The organism is Mycobacterium gordonae, from assembly GCF_002101675.1.
Lineage (GTDB): Bacteria > Actinomycetota > Actinomycetes > Mycobacteriales > Mycobacteriaceae > Mycobacterium > Mycobacterium gordonae.
On sequence record NZ_LQOY01000093.1, the window covers coordinates 1 to 17,618 of the forward strand.

22 protein-coding genes and 1 pseudogene are annotated in these 17,618 nt (G+C 68.2%); 19 read left to right on the forward strand and 4 right to left on the reverse strand.

The window, feature by feature from the left end:
- The 6 genes and pseudogenes from AWC08_RS37485 to trmD all read left to right on the forward strand — a co-directional run.
- A pseudogene (locus AWC08_RS37485) lies at positions 1-294 on the forward strand (PE family protein); the annotation flags it as partial.
- 100 nt (positions 295-394) lie between these two features.
- On the forward strand, positions 395-814 hold the full coding sequence (locus AWC08_RS15290) for a nuclear transport factor 2 family protein (RefSeq protein ID WP_065133027.1): 420 nt from the start codon (positions 395-397) through the stop codon (positions 812-814).
- A gap of 260 nt (positions 815-1,074) precedes the next feature.
- Complete coding sequence (gene rpsP / locus AWC08_RS15295) at positions 1,075-1,548, forward strand: 30S ribosomal protein S16 (RefSeq protein WP_065133028.1); 474 nt, start codon at positions 1,075-1,077, stop codon at positions 1,546-1,548.
- 8 nt (positions 1,549-1,556) lie between these two features.
- On the forward strand, positions 1,557-1,799 hold the full coding sequence (locus AWC08_RS15300; protein WP_036354608.1) for an RNA-binding protein: 243 nt from the start codon (positions 1,557-1,559) through the stop codon (positions 1,797-1,799).
- 10 nt (positions 1,800-1,809) lie between these two features.
- Positions 1,810-2,331, forward strand: a complete 522-nt coding sequence (gene rimM, locus AWC08_RS15305) for a ribosome maturation factor RimM (protein WP_069434639.1) — start codon at positions 1,810-1,812, stop codon at positions 2,329-2,331.
- Positions 2,328-3,044 carry a tRNA (guanosine(37)-N1)-methyltransferase TrmD gene (trmD, locus tag AWC08_RS15310; protein ID WP_065133030.1) on the forward strand — a complete coding sequence of 239 codons (717 nt, stop codon included), beginning with the start codon at positions 2,328-2,330 and terminating at the stop codon, positions 3,042-3,044. The genes rimM and trmD overlap by 4 nt, the downstream gene beginning before the upstream one ends.
- A 71-nt stretch (positions 3,045-3,115) precedes the next feature.
- Here the strand turns inward: trmD and AWC08_RS15315 are convergent, their stop codons facing one another.
- Positions 3,116-4,072, reverse strand: a complete 957-nt coding sequence (locus tag AWC08_RS15315) for a serine hydrolase (RefSeq protein ID WP_069434640.1) — start codon at positions 4,070-4,072, stop codon at positions 3,116-3,118.
- 336 nt (positions 4,073-4,408) lie between these two features.
- On the opposite strand from AWC08_RS15315, the gene rplS reads away from it, so the two are divergent.
- The 4 genes from rplS to AWC08_RS15335 are packed head-to-tail and all read left to right on the forward strand — an operon-like array spanning position 4,409 to position 6,742.
- Positions 4,409-4,750: a 50S ribosomal protein L19 gene (rplS, locus tag AWC08_RS15320; RefSeq protein ID WP_044510756.1), complete on the forward strand. Its 342-nt coding sequence runs from the start codon at positions 4,409-4,411 to the stop codon at positions 4,748-4,750.
- A gap of 57 nt (positions 4,751-4,807) precedes the next feature.
- Positions 4,808-5,662 carry a signal peptidase I gene (gene lepB, locus AWC08_RS15325; protein ID WP_065133031.1) on the forward strand — a complete coding sequence of 285 codons (855 nt, stop codon included), beginning with the start codon at positions 4,808-4,810 and terminating at the stop codon, positions 5,660-5,662.
- Positions 5,663-5,664: 2 nt separating this feature from the next.
- Entirely contained in the window at positions 5,665-6,393 is a 729-nt protein-coding gene (locus AWC08_RS15330) for a ribonuclease HII (protein ID WP_069434641.1), read from the forward strand.
- Between the two features lie 43 nt (positions 6,394-6,436).
- Positions 6,437-6,742: a DUF2469 domain-containing protein gene (locus AWC08_RS15335; RefSeq protein WP_012393608.1), complete on the forward strand. Its 306-nt coding sequence runs from the start codon at positions 6,437-6,439 to the stop codon at positions 6,740-6,742.
- A gap of 8 nt (positions 6,743-6,750) precedes the next feature.
- On the opposite strand, the gene AWC08_RS15340 is transcribed toward AWC08_RS15335, so the two are convergent.
- Together AWC08_RS15340 and AWC08_RS15345 are read right to left on the reverse strand one after the other, a co-directional pair.
- On the reverse strand, positions 6,751-7,503 hold the full coding sequence (locus tag AWC08_RS15340) for a GAF and ANTAR domain-containing protein (RefSeq protein WP_065133033.1): 753 nt from the start codon (positions 7,501-7,503) through the stop codon (positions 6,751-6,753).
- Between the two features lie 57 nt (positions 7,504-7,560).
- Positions 7,561-8,919, reverse strand: a complete 1,359-nt coding sequence (locus AWC08_RS15345) for a WS/DGAT/MGAT family O-acyltransferase (protein ID WP_065133034.1) — start codon at positions 8,917-8,919, stop codon at positions 7,561-7,563.
- 127 nt (positions 8,920-9,046) lie between these two features.
- On the opposite strand from AWC08_RS15345, the gene AWC08_RS15350 reads away from it, so the two are divergent.
- From AWC08_RS15350 to AWC08_RS15360, 3 genes are all read left to right on the forward strand, one after another.
- Positions 9,047-10,039: an NAD-dependent epimerase/dehydratase family protein gene (locus AWC08_RS15350; RefSeq protein WP_065133035.1), complete on the forward strand. Its 993-nt coding sequence runs from the start codon at positions 9,047-9,049 to the stop codon at positions 10,037-10,039.
- A gap of 73 nt (positions 10,040-10,112) precedes the next feature.
- Positions 10,113-10,934 (forward strand): formate dehydrogenase accessory sulfurtransferase FdhD, encoded by an 822-nt coding sequence (gene fdhD, locus AWC08_RS15355; RefSeq protein ID WP_065133036.1) that lies wholly within the window; start codon positions 10,113-10,115, stop codon positions 10,932-10,934.
- A gap of 49 nt (positions 10,935-10,983) precedes the next feature.
- On the forward strand, positions 10,984-11,214 hold the full coding sequence (locus tag AWC08_RS15360; protein WP_065133037.1) for a deoxyribodipyrimidine photolyase: 231 nt from the start codon (positions 10,984-10,986) through the stop codon (positions 11,212-11,214).
- Positions 11,215-11,308: 94 nt separating this feature from the next.
- Here AWC08_RS15360 and AWC08_RS36530 read toward each other — a convergent pair whose 3' ends face one another.
- Positions 11,309-11,479, reverse strand: a complete 171-nt coding sequence (locus AWC08_RS36530; protein ID WP_156781148.1) for a hypothetical protein — start codon at positions 11,477-11,479, stop codon at positions 11,309-11,311.
- On the opposite strand from AWC08_RS36530, the gene AWC08_RS15365 reads away from it, so the two are divergent.
- From AWC08_RS15365 to AWC08_RS15390, 6 genes are read left to right on the forward strand one after another with little or no spacing between them, the layout of a single operon-like run.
- On the forward strand, positions 11,468-11,845 hold the full coding sequence (locus AWC08_RS15365) for a YraN family protein (RefSeq protein WP_069434642.1): 378 nt from the start codon (positions 11,468-11,470) through the stop codon (positions 11,843-11,845). The genes AWC08_RS36530 and AWC08_RS15365 overlap by 12 nt on opposite strands.
- Entirely contained in the window at positions 11,845-13,356 is a 1,512-nt protein-coding gene (locus AWC08_RS15370; protein WP_069434643.1) for a YifB family Mg chelatase-like AAA ATPase, read from the forward strand. The genes AWC08_RS15365 and AWC08_RS15370 overlap by 1 nt, the downstream gene beginning before the upstream one ends.
- On the forward strand, positions 13,353-14,492 hold the full coding sequence (gene dprA, locus AWC08_RS15375; protein WP_069434644.1) for a DNA-processing protein DprA: 1,140 nt from the start codon (positions 13,353-13,355) through the stop codon (positions 14,490-14,492). Before AWC08_RS15370 ends, dprA begins: the two co-directional genes overlap by 4 nt.
- 34 nt (positions 14,493-14,526) lie before the next feature.
- Positions 14,527-15,378 (forward strand): siderophore-interacting protein, encoded by an 852-nt coding sequence (locus tag AWC08_RS15380; RefSeq protein WP_065133041.1) that lies wholly within the window; start codon positions 14,527-14,529, stop codon positions 15,376-15,378.
- Positions 15,379-15,413: 35 nt separating this feature from the next.
- Positions 15,414-16,574 carry a lactate 2-monooxygenase gene (locus AWC08_RS15385; RefSeq protein ID WP_069434645.1) on the forward strand — a complete coding sequence of 387 codons (1,161 nt, stop codon included), beginning with the start codon at positions 15,414-15,416 and terminating at the stop codon, positions 16,572-16,574.
- 31 nt (positions 16,575-16,605) lie between these two features.
- Positions 16,606-17,502 (forward strand): tyrosine recombinase XerC, encoded by an 897-nt coding sequence (locus AWC08_RS15390; RefSeq protein WP_069434646.1) that lies wholly within the window; start codon positions 16,606-16,608, stop codon positions 17,500-17,502.
- Positions 17,503-17,618 lie beyond the last annotated feature (116 nt).

Consider the following 17,618-nt stretch of genomic DNA (forward strand, 5'->3'; position numbering starts at 1 on the left):
GGAGGTGGCGTCGGCGGGCTAGGTACCAGCGGGGGCGGCGGTAACGGTGGCGCCGGTGGTAACGGTGGTTCCGGTGGGACCGCCCCAGGCAGCGATGGTGACGGCGGCTACGGCGGGAACGGCGGGAACGGCGGGAACGGCGGTGACGGCGGTGCGGGGACCGCACAGGATGGCACTTTGGTTTCCGGTACCGCTGGCGCAAGCGGCAGCCCGGGATACAACAGCGACTACAGCCGATACGGTGCCCAGGGCGGGTCCGGAGGCTCCGGTGGCACCGGTGGACTTAACCCGTGACACGTCCTAGCCGCGGGTGTCGCGACGAGATAGTTGGCCACATTGCCGTCCGCACCGATCCGACACCGGCGCCTGCGGCTCGGCGGTGTTCAATCGAGACATGTTGAGCCTGGAAGAGATTTCCGACCGCTTGGAGATCCAGCAACTGTTGGTGGACTACTCCACCGCGATCGACCAACGTCGCTTCGACGACCTGGACAACGTCTTCACTCCCGACGCGTATATCGATTACACGGCTTTAGGAGGGATCGCCGGCGAGTATCCCGAGGTCAAGCAGTGGCTATCGGAGGTCCTGCCGAACTTCCCGGTGTACTCGCACATGTTGGGCAACTTCTCGGTCCGCATCGACGGCGACCGGGCGTCGTCACGGGTGATCTGCTTCAACCCGATGGTGCTGGGTGGCGACAAGGAGCAGATTCTGTTCTGCGGGCTTTGGTACGACGACGAGTTCGTGCGCACGCCAGAAGGCTGGCGGATGACGCGTCGCGTCGAGACCAAGACGTTCCAGAAGGTGATGTAGGCGGGCGGTTGTTCGCCGCCGTCGCCGAGATTGCCGTCAGGGTTGTGCCTCGGTGTCCCGAAGACGACCACGACGGCAACCTGGGCGTAGCCCGCGCCGCCGCAATTTCCGCGGGAGGTCCCCGTTCTGGCACAATGGGCGGCTGTCCGCTCCGCGATCACGATCGCCGGGTGGTCACACACGCGAGGCGAAACCGGACCCGGGCATCCCGCCCCGGTCGCTGAATTGCAGCGTGACACCAACAGGAGAATCGCTTAACCATGGCTGTGAAGATCAAGCTCACCCGGCTTGGCAAGATCCGCAATCCCCAGTACCGCATCGCTGTCGCCGACGCGCGCACCCGTCGCGACGGTCGCTCCATCGAGGTCATCGGCCGCTACCACCCCAAGGAAGATCCGAGCCTGATCGAGATCGACTCCGAGCGCGCGCAGTACTGGCTGGGTGTGGGTGCCCAGCCCACCGAGCCCGTCCTGAAGCTGCTGAAGATCACCGGTGACTGGCAGAAGTTCAAGGGTCTGCCCGGCGCCGAGGGCCGGCTGAAGGTCAAGCCCGCCAAGCCCAGCAAGCTCGAGCTGTTCAACGCCGCGCTGGCCGCCGCCGACGGCGGGCCTACCACCGAGGCCACCAAGCCAAAGAAGAAGGCTGCGCCGAAGAAGGCCGCCAAGGGCGACGAAACGGCCGCCGAGGCTACTGCCGAGGCACCGGCCGAGGCCGCCGCTGAGACCGAGAGCTGATCGGCGCCATGAGCACCGTCGTGGTCGACGCCGTCGAACACCTGGTCCGTGGCATCGTCGACAACCCTGACGACGTCCGGGTGGACCTGGTGACCAGTCGCCGTGGGCGCACAGTCGAGGTCCACGTGCATCCCGACGACCTCGGCAAGGTGATCGGTCGGGGTGGCCGCACCGCCACCGCGCTGCGCACGCTGGTCGCCGGTATCGGCGGCCGCGGGATCCGCGTCGACGTGGTGGACACCGACCAGTAGCAGCGCTCGTATGGAGCTGATAGTCGGGCGCATAGCGAAGGCGCACGGCATCACCGGCGAACTCGTCGTCGACGTTCGCACCGACGATCCCGACGTCCGGTTCGCACCGGGTGCCACCTTGCGGGCCAAGAAACCCCGCGACCCCGGTCCGGCCCGCAGCTACGTCGTCGAAAGCGCGCGCCCGCACGGCGCGCGGCTGCTGGTGCGCCTGTCCGGTGTCGACGACCGGGACGGCGCCGACGCGCTGCGGGGCAGCTTGTTCGTCATCGACTCCGACGACCTCCCACCGATCGAGGAGCCGGACACCTACTACGACCACCAACTGGAAGGACTTCGCGTCCGCACCAGCTCGGGTCAGGACGTCGGCGTCGTCGCCGAGGTCTTGCACACCACCGGCGGCGAATTGCTGTCCGTCAAAAGCGAAGCCGGTGAGGTGCTGGTGCCCTTCGTAAGCGCGATCGTCACCTCGGTATCGCTGGACGACGGCACCCTGGAGATCGAGCCGCCGGACGGTCTGTTGGATCTGGGATGAAGATCGACGTCGTCACGATCTTCCCGTCCTACCTGGATCCGTTGCGGGAATCGTTGCCCGGCAAGGCCATTGCGTCGGGTCTGGTCGACCTGCAGGTGCACGATCTGCGCCGATGGACGCACGATGTGCACCATTCGGTGGACGATTCACCGTACGGCGGGGGACCGGGCATGGTGATGAAGGCGCCGGTGTGGGGCGAAGCGCTGGATGAAATCTGCTCGGACGAGACGCTTTTGGTGGTGCCCAGCCCGGCGGGCGTGCTGTTCACCCAGGCCACCGCACAGCGGTGGAGCGCCGAGCGCCACCTGGTGTTCGCCTGCGGCCGTTACGAGGGCATCGATCAGCGAGTCGTCGAGGACTCCGCGCGGCGGATGCGCGTGGAAGAGGTGTCGATCGGCGACTATGTGCTGCCGGGCGGCGAGTCGGCGGCGCTGGTGATGATCGAGGCCGTGCTGCGGCTGATGGCCGGTGTGCTGGGCAATCCTGCTTCGGCCCAACATGATTCACATTCGCCGGCCCTGGACCGGCTGCTCGAGGGACCCAGCTACACGCGCCCGCCAACCTGGCGCGGCCTGGACGTCCCGGAAATCCTGTTGTCGGGCGACCATGCCCGGATTGCCGCCTGGCGCCGCGAGGTGTCACTGCAGCGCACCCGGGAGCGCCGGCCAGAGCTACTTGCCGAGCCTGAAGATTTTCAGCGAAAGTCCGAGTAGCGGCCTTCAAATTTTCAGGCTCGATAACTAGCGGCTCGATGAGCGGGCGCTGCCCTGCACGCCCGCGACGGCTAAATCCGGCCGTTGGGGAAGATCGTCTTGACCGCTTGGGTGATCGTCGCGCGCGCAGTCGCGTCGTCGGAGGGCTGCAACGACTCGATCACCATGATGTAGCGGCGGTCCTTGCCGATCACCCCGGTCGACAGATGCATCCAGTCGGCCCCGATGCAACACATCCAGCCTTGTTTGACCGCAACGGGTTCGGCGTAGAGCCCGTCGGGGATGCCAAACCGCTGGGGGTAGCCGTCGACTCCGGTCGGTGTCGACTTGGCCAGATCGTTGACGATCAGCCGGGAGCGGTCCATCGGCAGGCCGCCTGAGCCGTCCAGCAGCATCTCGTAGTAGCGGATCAGGTCGGGCGCCGAACTGATGGTGTTCCACCACCGTCCGTCGCTGGGCGGTGTGGTCGAGGTCAGGCCGTACCGGCTGGCCACCTGGGTGATGATGGAATCGCCGCCGTCCTGGCCCCAGAAACGTTCGGCCGCGCCGTCGTCGGAAGATTGCAGCATCACGTCGAGCGACTGGCGATCGTCGGGGGACAACACGACACGGCCCTGGGATTCGCGCAGTAGCAGATCGTCGGCGATGAACAGCTTGGCCACTGACGCCGTGGCGATGATCTGACTGTTGCCGTTGGACACCAGTTGGTGGGTGGCGCGATCGAGGATGGCCACCGCGAGGGTCGCCCCGCTCGCCGCGGCCTGGTCGGTGGCCTGCTGGATGCGCGCCTGCACCCCCGTGAGCCCGCCCACCGCCAGCGTCGGCAGCGCCATCGGCTGGCCGGTCGGCGTGATGGACCGCAGCAGCAGTTCCACCAGCTGCTGCTGGGGCTGCGGCTGCTGCGGCGCCGCGGTCTGGTCGGTCGAATAGCTGAACGCCTTTGCGTGCACCGTCGCCTCGCAACCGGCGACCACCACCAACGCCGCCGCCGCAACGGCGGAAAGCAACGTCAGCGGCCGGGTTCGCATTGCACTCCTTCGGCAAAAGTAGGCGTCTCGAGGCATCCGGGGCGTCCGGGGGACGGTCGTCAAGGGGTTTGGATCCGCGCGGTTCGACCCCAGCTATATGTACCACTTGCAGGCGGTTTACGACGGGCGTGAACCACCACAGTTTCCTGTGATTTTCACTGCATGCGCCCCGTCTGGCACAATTGGCCAGTTGTCTTTCAGCGGTTGTCGGCGGGCCGGGTGTCTACCGCCTGCTGAGGGATACACCCAAGAAGCCCTAACCATCGGCTTGGTGACCGTCGCACGCCTGCGTGCGTGCGGTCAGCGAAGCCGCGACCCCGAGGAAGTGTCTTTCCAATGAACAGGCTGGACTTCGTCGACCAGGCGTCGCTGCGCGACGACATCCCCGCCTTCAACCCGGGCGACACCATCAACGTGCACGTCAAGGTGATCGAGGGCGCCAAAGAGCGCATCCAGGTCTTCAAGGGCGTGGTGATCCGTCGCCAGGGTGGCGGAATTCGCGAGACGTTCACGGTGCGCAAGGAGAGCTACGGTGTCGGCGTCGAGCGGACCTTCCCGGTCCACTCGCCGAACATCGACCATATCGAGGTGGTGACTCGTGGCGACGTTCGTCGCGCCAAGCTCTACTACCTGCGTGAGCTCCGCGGCAAGAAGGCCAAGATCAAGGAAAAGCGCTGACCGCGGACGCGACCCGGCGTCCACAGCCGTACGCCCCGTGCTGGCTACGCTGATCCCGTGACTGACACTGAGGATTCTCCGCCGGAGGACTCACCCTCGGAGCGCCGGCCAGAGGCCGGACAACCGGAGGCGGCCGCGCCGGAGGCCGACACGTCGGGCGAACCCGACCCGGATCCCAAGGCGAAGCGCAGGAAGAAGAAGCCCGAAAAGCGCTCGACTCTGCGGGAACTGACCACTCTCGCGGTCGTCGCGATCGTTCTCTACTACGTGATGCTGACGTTCGTCGCCCGTCCGTATCTGATTCCGTCGGAGTCGATGGAGCCCACACTGCACGGCTGCTCCACCTGTGTCGGCGACCGCATCATGGTCGACAAGCTGACCTACCGGTTCAGTTCGCCCAAGCCCGGCGACGTCATCGTCTTCAAGGGACCGCCGTCCTGGAACGTCGGCTACAAGTCGATCCGCTCGTCCAACACTCTGGTGCGCTGGGTCCAGAACGCGCTGTCGTTCATCGGCTTTGTGCCGCCCGACGAGAACGACCTGGTCAAGCGGGTGATCGCGGTCGGCGGGCAGACGGTGGCCTGCCGCGCGGACACCGGCCTGACGGTCAACGGCAAGCCGCTCAAGGAGCCGTACCTGGACCCGTCCACGATGATGGCCGACCCGTCGGTCTACCCGTGCCTGGGCAGCGAGTTCGGGCCGGTCACCGTGCCCCAGGGGCGGCTGTGGGTGATGGGCGACAACCGGACCCACTCGGCAGACTCCCGCGCCCACTGCCCGATGCTGTGCACCGGCGACCCGACGGCGGGCACCGTGCCGGTCGCCAACGTGATCGGCAAGGCCCGGTTCATCGTGTGGCCGCCCAAGCGATGGGGTGGTGTGGGTTCGATTGACCCCCAGCAGGGTCAGTGACCATGGCCACCACCTGGCCCCCGCGGACGGTGATCCGCAAGTCCGCGGGTCTGCGCACGCTGGAATCCGCCCTGTACCGCAATGGCCTGGGCCCGGTCGCCGGGGTCGACGAAGTGGGGCGCGGCGCCTGCGCCGGCCCGCTAGTGGTGGCGGCTTGCGTGCTGGGCCCGGGACGGCTGGAAAGTCTTGCCGCTCTTGACGATTCGAAGAAGCTGACGGAAAAGGCCCGGGAGAAGCTGTTTCCGATCATCCGTCGCTACGCGTTGGCCTACCACGTGGTATTCATCCCGTCGGCCGAGGTGGACCGCCGCGGAGTGCATGTGGCCAACATCGAAGGCATGCGGCGCGCGGTGGCCGGCCTGTCGGTGCGGCCCGGATACGTCCTGAGCGACGGCTTCCGCGTCCCCGGCCTGTCGGTGCCGTCGCTTCCGGTGATCGGCGGCGACGCGGCAGCGGCGTGTATCGCCGCAGCCAGCGTGCTGGCAAAAGTCAGCCGGGACAGGCTGATGGTCGCGATGGAGGCCGAACACCCCGGTTACGGCTTCGCCGACCACAAGGGCTACAGCACGCCGGCGCACAGCCGCGCGCTGGCCCGGCTGGGACCGTGCGCGCAGCACCGCTATTCATTCATCAACGTGCGCCGGGTCGCGACCGGGGGCACAACCGAGTTCGTGGCTGATTGCCCGCCGGGCCCGTCGGGCCCTCCCGCCGATAGCGGCGATTTCCGTTGAGAGAAGATGGGGCAGCAGCTCCGGGAGAAGGACGTCTGAACAGATGAGTGCAGAGGATCTCGAGAAGTACGAAACCGAGATGGAGCTCTCGCTGTACCGCGAATACAAAGACATCGTCGGTCAGTTCAGCTACGTCGTGGAAACCGAGCGCCGCTTCTACCTCGCCAACAGCGTCGAGATGGTGCCGCGCAACGCCGACGGCGAAGTGTATTTCGAGCTGCGGTTGGCCGACGCCTGGGTGTGGGACATGTACCGGCCGGCCCGCTTCGTCAAACAGGTGCGGGTGGTGACGTTCAAAGACGTCAACATCGAAGAGGTCGAGAAGCCCGAACTGCGGTTGCCGGAGTAGCCGGCGCGCTAGGCCCCGTCGTCGGAGTAGTCCGGCAGGTTGCCCCGCGACTCGATGACCCTGCGGGCCACGTCTGCGAGCTTGATGTTCAGGCTCTGCGAGTGGCGGCGCAGCAGGTCGAAGGCGTCGTCCTCGTTCATGTCGTGCAGCATCATCAGCATGCCGACCGCCTTGCCGATCTCGCGGTTGCTCAGCAGTCCGCGGCGCAGGCTGGTGGCGTCCTCGCCGTGTGCGATGGCGTTGATGGCCACGCTGGCGAACGACGCCAGCACCGCGGCCCGGCCGGCGGCCTCGGTGTCGAACTTGTTGGGCGTTTCGCTGAACAGGTTGAGCGCGGCGGCTTTGCGCTTGTCGATCAACAGCCGAAACCCCATGGCGCCGCGGACCGGCGTCTCCTCGACGAGCCGGGCGGCGAAGTGCGGCCACTGGTTCGGCTTGGTCAGGTCCGGTTCGACCTGCGGCGTCTCTTCCTCGATCGCGTCGATGCACGGGCCGTCACCGGAGCGGCGCTCGAGGTCGTCGATGCGGTGGGCGAGCCGCGAGCTGGCGCCCACCGTGACATAGCGGTCGTCGCGCTTGACCAGCAGGCTGGCGTGGTCGCACCCGGGGACCACCAGGGTGGCCGCCACACAGATCGCGGCATACATCTGCGTCGCGTCCGAACCCTGGTAGATGATCTCGGCAAGGGCGGCGAAAACCGTTGCCGGGTCGGCCGTGAGTGCACCGGGTGCTGCACTGGCGGCGTTGGCTTCGTCGGCCACGTCGCTTCCTCCCTTCGGCGCTGCTATGGCCGTAGAGTAGCTGGGCCGCGCGCGACCTCACACGCCGACGGCGCGTTCGAGATCTTTCAGAGACGTCTCCAAGTGACTGAGCATGCGTTGCAGGTGCGGGACGCTGCCTCTGGCGCCGACGAGTCCGAAGTCGAGGTTCTCGGCGTTGTTGGTCACCGTGATGTTCATCGCCTGACCGTCCAAGGTAATCGACAGCGGGTAATTGCCCACCATCTGCGCCCCCCGCCAGTACAGCGGCTCCTTGGATCCGGGCACGTTGGAGATGACGATGTTGAACGGCGGCGGCGCGGTGCGGATGAACCCTGGGATGAGTCCGAGGAACAGTCCGCCCGTCAGGAACGCAGACAATGCCAGTTGCTGCACCTTGGGCAGCTGGTTGAACACCTCTTTCTGCTCACTCATCGACGAACTGATGCCCTGGAGGCGCTTGGCGGCGTCTTCGACGTTCGTGTTCAGATTGCACAGCACGGTGCCCACCGAGTTTCCGCCGCTTTCGGTTTCGCCTTCCTTACGCAGGCTCACCGGCACCATCGCGATCAGCGGCGCGTCGGGCAGCGCGTTCTGTTCGATCAGATACGTACGCAGTGCCCCGGCGGACATGGCCAGCACGACGTCGTTGAACGAGGCGTTCGCCGCATTTTTTACCGCGAAGATCCGTTCCAGTGGCCACGACTGGGCGGCAATGCGCCGTGCGCCGCCGATGCGGACGTTGAACATGGACTTGGGTGCCCGGAAGGGGAAGGTCAGTTGCTGCTCCAGCAACGCGGCTCGCGCGAGGGACAACGTCGACGGCGCCAGGGCGGCGGTCGAACGCACCGTATCGGTCAGGGTGTCCAGCGGCGACGACTTGTGGCCGCTGGCAGGGCGCTGACGCGGTTTGAGTTCCCAGGGCACCCGCACCTCGTCGTCGTCGGGATTGCTGGTGAATGCCCGTTGCATTAACCGCAGCGCGGACACCCCGTCCATCAGCGAATGATGGAACTTCGTGTAAACCGCGTAGCGCCCGTCGTTGAGACCCTCCACCAGATGCGCTTCCCACAGCGGCCGGTGGCGGTCGAGCAGGCTGCCGTGCAGTCGGGAGGCCAGCTCGAGCAGCTCGCGCACCCGGCCCGGGCGCGGCAAAGCCGAGCGCCGGAAGTGGTAGTCGAGCTCGACCTCGCGCTCGTGCGCCCACGCGAGGTTGGTGACCGGCCCGAAAAACGCGGGGTGTTTGCGGAAGGTGGGCTGGACGTCTGTGCAATTGAGCATCGACTCGTAGGCTTCGGTCACGAAGTCCTCGTCGGCGCCCTCTGGTGGTTTGAAGAGTTGCAGAGCGCCGACATGCATCGGGTGCTCGCGGGATTCGCCCACCAGGAACATGGAATCCGCCGGTGCTATCAGCTGCATGGTGCCTCTTTCGCCGTGCCGCCCGATGTGAACGCGCTATGAATAACCATCTCCCGCGGTTCGCACACATCTGTGAGCTACGACTTTCTGCGTTTGGCACCTGCCGGCGGCGGGAAGCCGCGTTCAAATGGGACTCACTGTCGCCGTGACCGGTCCGACCGGAGAGATCGGCATCTCAGCCGTTACGGCCTTGGAGCGCGAGCCAGGGGTAGGCAAAGTTATCGGGATGGCGCGCCGGCCGTTCGATCCACGGTCGCGGGGCTGGACGAAAACGACTTATATGCAAGGCGACATCCTGGACCGCGAGGCGGTAGACGCCCTGGTCGCCGAGGCCGACGTCGTGGTGCACCTTGCGTTCATCATCATGGGCTCCCGCGAGGAAAGCGAACGGGTCAACCTGCAGGGCACCCGCAACGTTTTCGAGGCGGCGGTCGCCGCGCAGAAGGCTTCGGGCAAGCCGCGTCGCCTCGTTTACACCTCCTCGGTGGCCGCCTACGGCTATTACAAGGACAACCCGGTACCGCTGACCGAAGATGTTCCGACGCGCGGTTGCGCCGAGCACTACTACTCGGCGCAGAAGTCGGCGTGTGAGGCCGTGCTCGCCGAAGTCACCGCGGACTCGCCGCTGGAGGTCTTCGTGCTGCGGCCCTGCATCGTCACAGGCCCCGAGGCGCCTGCGCTGGCCGACGCGATGCCGTGGAACCAGTTGCCCGCCCCGTTGCGAGGCTTGTCGAAGGTGCTGCAGAAGCTCAAGCCGGTGGTCCCGGACCCGGGAGTGCCGCTGCAACTGGTCCACCACGACGACGTTGCCGCGGCGATAGCGCTGGCGGCGGTGGCCCCCGCCCCGCCGGGGGCCTACAACATTGCCGGCGACGGTGTGGTGACGATCAGCGACGTCGCCCGGGCCTTGGGTGGCCGACCGGTCCGGGTACCGGCGGCCGCGGCCACCGCAGCCTCGGCGGCGATTTCCCGTCTCCCGTTCGTCCCGTCACTGTTGGAGTGGCTGCACGTGGCGCGGGCATCGGTCGTCATGGACACCACCCGCGCCCAGCGCGACCTTGGTTGGCACCCGACCCACACGTCGGCGGAGGCGCTGGAGTCGTTGGCGTCGGCGGTGTGACCCAGTCGAGGTACGTCTCAAGGTACGTTGAGGCCGTGACAGCCCAGAGGGCGGTGTCGGCCGGGAAGACTCAGTGGGGCACGTAACCGCGCGCCGGCGGGTCACGCACCTGGCCGGCGAACAGGTGAGTGCCCGGCAGGAGACGCTGGCCGTCGAAGAGCCGCTGGAGATCCGGCTCAATGGCGCCCCGATCACCGTCACCATGCGTACACCCGGCTCGGATTTCGAACTGGCGCAGGGGTTTCTGCTCACCGAGGGGATCATCGCGCGACGCGAAGACGTGCAGGCGATCCGCTACTGCGACGGCCGCGGCGATGACGGCGCCAACAGCTACAACGTGCTGGACGTGACGCTGGCGCCGGGCGTCGAGGTACCGGATCTCGACGTCACGCGCAACTTCTACACCACCTCGTCGTGCGGAGTCTGCGGCAAAGCTTCGCTGGACGCCGTCCGGGTGATCAGCCGGCATGCGCCCGGAGACGACCCGGTCACCGTGGCCGCTGCGGCGTTGCGGGCCATGCCGGACCGGCTTCGGGATGCCCAGAAAGTATTCGCCGCCACGGGCGGGCTGCACGCCGCGGCCCTGTTCGAGGCGGACGGCACCATGCTCGCCGTGCGGGAGGACATCGGCCGGCACAACGCGGTCGACAAGGTCATCGGCCGGGCCCTGGAGCGCGGACGGGTGCCGTTGTCTGGGGCGGTGTTGCTGGTCAGCGGGCGCGCGTCGTTCGAGTTGACTCAGAAGGCGCTGATGGCCGGCGTTCCGGTGCTGGCCGCCGTGTCCGCGCCGTCGTCGCTGGCCGTTTCGCTGGCCGAGGAGTCCGGCATCACCCTGGTCGCGTTCCTGCGGGAGGATTCGATGAACGTCTACAGCAGGGCCGACCGGGTTAGGTAGCGCCGGCTGAGGGTAGCCGGTGCTATTCACACGAGGTGAGGAGACGGCCATGCTGCACGAACTGGTTACCGCCGCACAGAGCAACCCCGAAGCAGCGGGCTTCATCCTGCGCGGCATCAAGGGCATCTTCGTCGCGATCGGCAGCGTCATCGCCGCCGTCATCTGTGCCGTGGTCGCGTCCATGAAGGGGCGCAGCGCCCTCTTCTGGGGGATCCTCGGCCTATTCTTCAGCATCTTCACGCTGATCGTCGTGATCGTGATTCCCAGCAAGAAGACCTGACTTTTCCTGGACGGCGCATCCGGCGCGGCCACGACCCGCCGGGGCGGCCGGGGTCACCGCTTCCATGGATGACCCGAGGGCCGAGACGTATTCGTCAGGACAAGTACGTCAGGATCGCCGACTGATCGTCGGCGGGTGACCTCGGACGGCAAATCTGTGGATAGAACGGCAATTGGGGATAACGGCCCGGTCGTTCGGTGTTGGGGTCGCCCTGCACGCCGTCGATGTCGCCGCCCCGGTGCACCTTGTGGGCATGACGACCCACGAAGCTATGACGCGAGCCCAGCTCGGAGCATGGGGTGAACAGTTGGCCGTGGACCATCTGACCGGCCTTGGGCTGGCGATCCTCGGCCGCAACTGGCGCTGCCGATACGGCGAACTCGACGTGATCGCCTGTGACAAGGCCGGCCGCACAGTGGTTTTCGTCGAGGTCAAGACCCGCAGCGGTGACGGTTACGGCGGTTTGGCCCAGGCGGTGAACGGGGCGAAGGTGCGCAGGTTGCGTCGCCTGGCCGGGCTGTGGCTGGCCGGCCAGGATGAGCGTTGGGCGGTGATCCGCATCGACGTGATCGGAGTGCGGACCGGCCGGCGCCCGGTCCCGGAGCTCACCCACCTGCAAGGCATCGGCTGATGGCACTCGGACACGCGTTCTCCGTCGCGGTGCGGGGCCTGGACGGCGAAATCGTGGAGATCGAAGCCGACATCGCCTCGGGGCTGCCGGGCGTGCACCTCGTGGGCCTGCCCGATGCGGCGTTGCAAGAGTCGCGCGACCGGGTGAGGGCCGCCGTCACCAACTGCGGCAACGACTGGCCACAGGCACGACTGACGCTGGCCCTGTCACCGGCCACGCTGCCGAAGATGGGCTCGGTCTACGACATCGCGCTGGCGGCGGCTGTGCTGTCCGCACAACGGAAAAAGCCGTGGGACCGGCTGGAGAAGACGGTGTTGCTGGGGGAGTTGGCGCTGGACGGCCGGGTCCGCGCGGTGCGCGGGGTATTGCCCGCGGTTCTGGCCGCCAAACGCGATGGCTGGCCGGCGGTGGTCGTCCCGGCCGACAACCTGGCTGAGGCCAGCCTGATCGACGGCATCGAGGTATGGGGTGTGCGTACGCTGCGGCAGTTGCAGGGCTGGCTGTGCGGGTCGGCCGACCTGCAGCGGCGAATGACCCCATCGGACCCCGTCGACGAGCCGCCGGTGGATCTCGCCGACGTGGTGGGGCAGTCGCAGGCCCGGTTCGCCGTCGAGGTGGCCGCCGCAGGCGCCCATCACCTGATGTTGACCGGTCCGCCCGGCGTGGGCAAAACGATGCTGGCGCAGCGCCTTCCGGGACTGTTGCCGCCGTTGTCGGACAGCGAGTCGCTGGAAGTGACCGCCATTCACTCGGTCGCGGGGTTGTTGTCGGCCGACACACCGCTGTTGACGAGGCCGCCGTTTGTGGCACCGCATCACAGCTCCACCGTCGCGGCACTCGTCGGCGGGGGTTCCGGAATGGCCCGTCCGGGTGCGGTCAGCCGCGCACACCGCGGCGTCTTGTTCCTCGACGAGTGCGCGGAAATCAGCGTCAACGTTTTGGAGGCACTGCGAACACCGTTGGAAGACGGCGAGATTCGGCTTGCTCGCCGCGACGGAGTCGCGTGCTACCCGGCGCGATTCCAGCTGATTCTGGCCGCCAATCCGTGCCCCTGCGCGCCCGCGGACCCGCAGGACTGCATCTGCGCGGGCGCGGTCAAGCGCCGCTATCTGGGCAAGCTCTCGGGGCCGCTGCTGGACCGGGTCGACCTGCGGGTGCAGATGAACCCGGTGCGGGCGGGGGCCTTCACGGCCGCGGCCGGGGAATCCACCGAGCAGGTGCGTAAGCGGGTGACGGCCGCAAGGGAAGCTGCCGCCGAAAGGTGGCGCCCGCACGGGTTCTGCACCAATGCCGAAGTCAGCGGGCCGCTGCTGCGGCACGCGTTCCGCCCCAGCAGCGCCGCGATGCAGCCGCTGCGCAAGGCGGTGGACGACGGAGTGCTCAGCATCCGGGGCGTGGACCGCACCTTGCGGGTCGCGTGGAGCCTGAGCGACCTGGCCGGCCGTACCTCGCCCGGGCTGTCCGAAGTCGCCACGGCACTGAGCTTTCGACAGGCGGGGGCGCGGCGATGAACGACGCCTCCACCATGCGCGCCTGGGCATACCTGTCGCGGGTGGCCGAACCGCCCTGCGCGGAGCTGGCCGCCCTGGTGCATCGCGTCGGGCCACAGGAGGCGGCCGAACGGGTCCGGCGCGGCCAGGTCGACGACGAACTGTTGCGGCTCACCGCGGCCCGACGCGACATCGACCAGGCCGCAACGGATCTCGACGTGATTCGGCGGCGTGGTGGCCGACTGGTGACCCCCGATGACGACGAGTGGCCGGTGCTCGCGTTCGCCGCGTTCGACGGGGCCCGGCCCAAGAACACGAAGCCGATGGTGTTGTGGGCCGCAGGGCCCGCGCGCCTCGACGAGGTGGCCCAGCGCGCGGCCGCGCTCGTCGGTACCCGCGCCGCCACCGCATACGGCGAACATGTGACCGCCGAACTGGCCGGCGGTCTGGCACAGCATGACGTCGCGGTCGTCTCCGGTGGCGCCTACGGCATCGACGGGGCGGCACACCGCGCCGCGCTGGCCGTCGACGGCGTCACCGTCGCCGTCCTGGCCGGGGGGCTCGATATTCCCTACCCGGCCGGTCATTCCGCGCTGCTGCACCGAATCGGCCAGCACGGCCTGGTGTGCACCGAATACCCGCCGGGTGTCCGCCCGGCCCGGTTCCGTTTCCTGACCCGCAATCGTCTGGTGGCCGCGCTGTCCGGTGCGGCGGTCGTCGTGGAGGCCGGCCTGCGCAGCGGAGCCGCCAACACCGCGGCCTGGGCGCGATCGCTGGGCCGGGTGGTCGCCGCCGTGCCCGGGCCGGTGACGTCGTCGGCGTCGGCGGGCTGTCATGTGCTGCTGCGCAACGGCGCGCACCTGGTCACCCGCTGCGAGGACATCGTCGAGTTGGTCGGCCGCGTCGGCGAACTGGCGCCGGAGGAACCGCGGCCCACGACGCCCCTGGACGGCCTGGGGGAGACCGAGCGGCAGGTCTACGAAGCGCTACCCGGTCGCGGCACGGCCACCGTCGATCAGATCGCCGTCAGCGCCGGCCTGGCCCCGGCACACGTGCTGGGGCCGCTCGCTTTGCTGGAACTGACCGGTCTGGCCGAATGTCGCGACGGGTGCTGGCGGATTGTTCGTAAACGGCGCGGCCAGGCTCGGCTCGTATAGTCGACGGGGGGTCAGATCGCGGACAGGAGGATAAGTGGCAGGCCGGCCTGTGCAGGCTTTCGACGTGGTCAGCACCGAGCAGCTGACGCCGCACATGGTGCGGTTGGTGCTCGGCAGTCACGACTTCGACGCGTTCGTGCCGAGCAAGTTCACCGATTCCTACGTCAAGTTGGTGTTCGTCGCCGAGGGCATCGACGTGGCCGCGCTACCGCAACCGTTGACGCTGGACAGCTTCGCCGAGCTGCCGCCGGAGAAGCGCCCGCCGGTGCGCACCATCACCGTTCGCCGCGTCGACGAGGACGCCGGGCAGATCACCGTGGATATCGCCGTGCACGGCGAGCACGGGGTTGCGGGTCAGTGGGCCGCCAGCGCGCAGCCGGGCCAGCCGATCTACCTGATGGGTCCCAGCGGCGCCTACGCCCCCGACCCCGCCGCCGACTGGCACTTGTTCGCCGGCGACGAGGCAGCGCTGCCGGCCATCGGCGCCGCCCTGGAAGCCTTGCCCGACACGGCGGTCGGCATGGCTTTCATCGAGGTCGCCGGTCCCGACGACGAGATTCCGCTGACCGCACCCGAGGGCGTGGCGATCAACTGGGTGTACCGGGGCGGGCGCGCGGATCTGGTGCCCGAGGATCGCGCCGGTGACCACGCGCCGCTGATCGAAGCGGTCACCACGGCGCACTGGCTGCCCGGCCAGGTGCAGGTCTTCATCCACGGCGAGGCGCAGGCCGTCATGCACAACCTGCGGCCCTACATCCGCAAAGAGCGCGGGGTCGAGGCTCAGTGGGCCGCGTCGATTTCCGGCTACTGGCGGCGCGGGCGCACCGAAGAGACGTTCCGGCAGTGGAAGAAGGAACTGGCCGAGGCAGAGTCGTCGGAGCAGTGACTCTCGCGGCTGCCGCGGCTGGCATTCTCTAAGTCATGGCATTCGGCGACTATCAGCTCGAAATCTATTTCCAGGGTCTTGCCGGGACAGCACCGTCGCTTCCGATGGCGTTCGCCGAGCTGGAGGCCAGGGCGGAAATGGCGATGCCGCCCTCGGTCTGGTCCTACGTGGCCGGCGGAGCCGGCGACGAGCGCACGCAGCGCGCCAACCGCGAAGCGTTCGACCGGTGGGGCCTGGTGCCGCGCATGTTCGTCGGCGCCGCCGAACGCGACCTGTCGGTGCAGATGTTCGGCCTGACTTTGCCTTCCCCGCTGTTCATGGCGCCCATCGGGGTGATCGGCTTGTGCGCCCAGGACGGCCACGGCGACCTCGCAACCGCTCGCGCGGCGGCCCGCACTGGCGTCCCCATGGTCGTCTCCACCCTGACCGCCGATCCGATGGAAGACGTCGCCGCGCTGTTCGGCGACACCCCCGGCTTCTTCCAGCTCTACACACCCAAGGACCGCGACCTGGCAGCAAGCCTGGTGCAGCGCGCCGAAGCCGCCGGCTATAAGGCCATCATCGTCACCCTGGACACCTGGATTCCCGGCTGGCGACCGCGTGACCTGACCACGGCGAACTTCCCGCAACTCCGCGGGCTGTGCCTGAGCAACTACACCAGCGACCCGGTCTTCCGCGCCGGGCTGCAACGGCCGCCCGAAGAAGACCCGCAGGGCACCGTGCTGCGCTGGGCATCGCTGTTCGGCAATCCGCTGACCTGGGACGACTTGAGCTGGCTGCGGTCGCTGACCGATCTGCCATTGATCGTCAAGGGCATCTGCCATCCCGACGACGCGCGGCGCGCCATCGACGGCGGCGTGGACGGCATCTACTGCTCGACCCACGGCGGCCGGCAGGCCAACGGCGGGTTGCCGGCGCTGGACTGCCTGCCCGGTGTCGTCGAGGCCGCCGGCGGGCGACCCGTGCTCTTCGACTCGGGCATCCGCAGCGGCGCCGACGTCGTCAAGGCGCTGGCGATGGGGGCCACCGCGGTGGGCGTGGGCCGCCCCTACGCCTACGGAATGGCCCTGGGCGGGGTCGACGGCGTCGTCCACGTGCTGCGCATGCTGCTCGCCGAAGCGGACCTGACCATGGCTGTCGACGGCTATCCGACGCTCAAAGATCTCACCCCGGATACGCTGCGGCGCGTCATCTGACCAACCGGGCCGCGTCTGTCAGCGTGAAGGGGTGCAGGCGGTCCTCGAGGAATTCGACGAATACCTGAAGCTGCAGTGCGGCCGCTCCGCGCACACCCGCCGCGCCTACCTGGGCGATCTGCGGTCGCTGTTCGATTTTCTGGCCGCACGCGGAGCGCAGCTGCAACAGCTCAGCCTGCCGCTGCTGCGGTCGTGGCTGGCCGGCGCCGCCGGTGCCGGCGCGGCTCGCACGACGCTGGCCCGGCGCACCTCCTCGGTCAAGGCCTTCACCGCCTGGGCGGTCCGCCAGGGCTTGCTCGCCACCGACCCCGCCGCCCGCCTGCAGGTGCCCAAAGCCCACCGAACTCTGCCCTCGGTGCTACGCCAGGACCAGGCGCTGGCGGCCATGACGGCCGCGAAATCCGGTGCCGAACAGGGTGATCCACTGGCCCTGCGGGACCGTCTGATCGTCGAACTGCTCTACGCCACCGGGATCCGGGTCAGCGAGCTGTGCGGCCTGGACCTCGATGACGTCGACACCACCCACCGGCTGGTGCGGGTGCTCGGCAAGGGCAACAAGCAGCGCACCGCGCCTTTCGGGCTACCCGCGGCCGAAGCGCTGCGGTCCTGGCTGTCCGACGGGCGTCCGGCGCTGGCCACCGCCGAATCCGGGCCTGCCCTCCTGCTGGGGGCGCGCGGGCGCCGGCTTGACGTGCGCCAGGCGCGCACGGTGGTGCACCAGACCGTCGCGGCGGTGGACGGTGCCCCCGACATGGGCCCGCACGGGTTGCGACACAGCGCGGCCACCCATCTGCTCGAAGGTGGCGCGGACCTGCGGGTGGTCCAGGAGTTGCTCGGCCATTCCAGCCTGGCCACCACGCAGCTCTACACCCACGTCGCGGTCGCCCGGTTGCGCGCGGTGCATGACCAGGCACATCCGCGGGCCTGACCCCCTGCGGGAGAGTTGCTTGCGTCATCTGGTGTGCGCTCAGGGCTTTGACTGTGTGGCCACGGCTGTCGTGCACGGGTGTGGGCCGCCGTAGGTTCACAGTTAAATGCGTCAGT

Excerpts from the sequence above, each read along its gene's own strand:
- AWC08_RS15385 (WP_069434645.1), top strand. The coding sequence starts at position 15,414 with ATGGCATTCGGCGACTATCAGCTCGAAATCTATTTCCAGGGTCTTGCC.
- rpsP (WP_065133028.1), top strand. The coding sequence starts at position 1,075 with ATGGCTGTGAAGATCAAGCTCACCCGGCTTGGCAAGATCCGCAATCCC.
- AWC08_RS15300 (WP_036354608.1), top strand. The coding sequence starts at position 1,557 with ATGAGCACCGTCGTGGTCGACGCCGTCGAACACCTGGTCCGTGGCATC.
- AWC08_RS15370 (WP_069434643.1), top strand. The coding sequence starts at position 11,845 with ATGGCACTCGGACACGCGTTCTCCGTCGCGGTGCGGGGCCTGGACGGC.
- AWC08_RS15365 (WP_069434642.1), top strand. The coding sequence starts at position 11,468 with ATGACGACCCACGAAGCTATGACGCGAGCCCAGCTCGGAGCATGGGGT.
- AWC08_RS15345 (WP_065133034.1), bottom strand. The coding sequence starts at position 8,919 with ATGCAGCTGATAGCACCGGCGGATTCCATGTTCCTGGTGGGCGAATCC.
- AWC08_RS15290 (WP_065133027.1), top strand. The coding sequence starts at position 395 with ATGTTGAGCCTGGAAGAGATTTCCGACCGCTTGGAGATCCAGCAACTG.
- dprA (WP_069434644.1), top strand. The coding sequence starts at position 13,353 with ATGAACGACGCCTCCACCATGCGCGCCTGGGCATACCTGTCGCGGGTG.
- AWC08_RS15315 (WP_069434640.1), bottom strand. The coding sequence starts at position 4,072 with ATGCGAACCCGGCCGCTGACGTTGCTTTCCGCCGTTGCGGCGGCGGCG.
- trmD (WP_065133030.1), top strand. The coding sequence starts at position 2,328 with ATGAAGATCGACGTCGTCACGATCTTCCCGTCCTACCTGGATCCGTTG.
- rplS (WP_044510756.1), top strand. The coding sequence starts at position 4,409 with ATGAACAGGCTGGACTTCGTCGACCAGGCGTCGCTGCGCGACGACATC.
- AWC08_RS15330 (WP_069434641.1), top strand. The coding sequence starts at position 5,665 with ATGGCCACCACCTGGCCCCCGCGGACGGTGATCCGCAAGTCCGCGGGT.
- AWC08_RS15350 (WP_065133035.1), top strand. The coding sequence starts at position 9,047 with ATGGGACTCACTGTCGCCGTGACCGGTCCGACCGGAGAGATCGGCATC.
- AWC08_RS15335 (WP_012393608.1), top strand. The coding sequence starts at position 6,437 with ATGAGTGCAGAGGATCTCGAGAAGTACGAAACCGAGATGGAGCTCTCG.
- AWC08_RS15360 (WP_065133037.1), top strand. The coding sequence starts at position 10,984 with ATGCTGCACGAACTGGTTACCGCCGCACAGAGCAACCCCGAAGCAGCG.
- rimM (WP_069434639.1), top strand. The coding sequence starts at position 1,810 with ATGGAGCTGATAGTCGGGCGCATAGCGAAGGCGCACGGCATCACCGGC.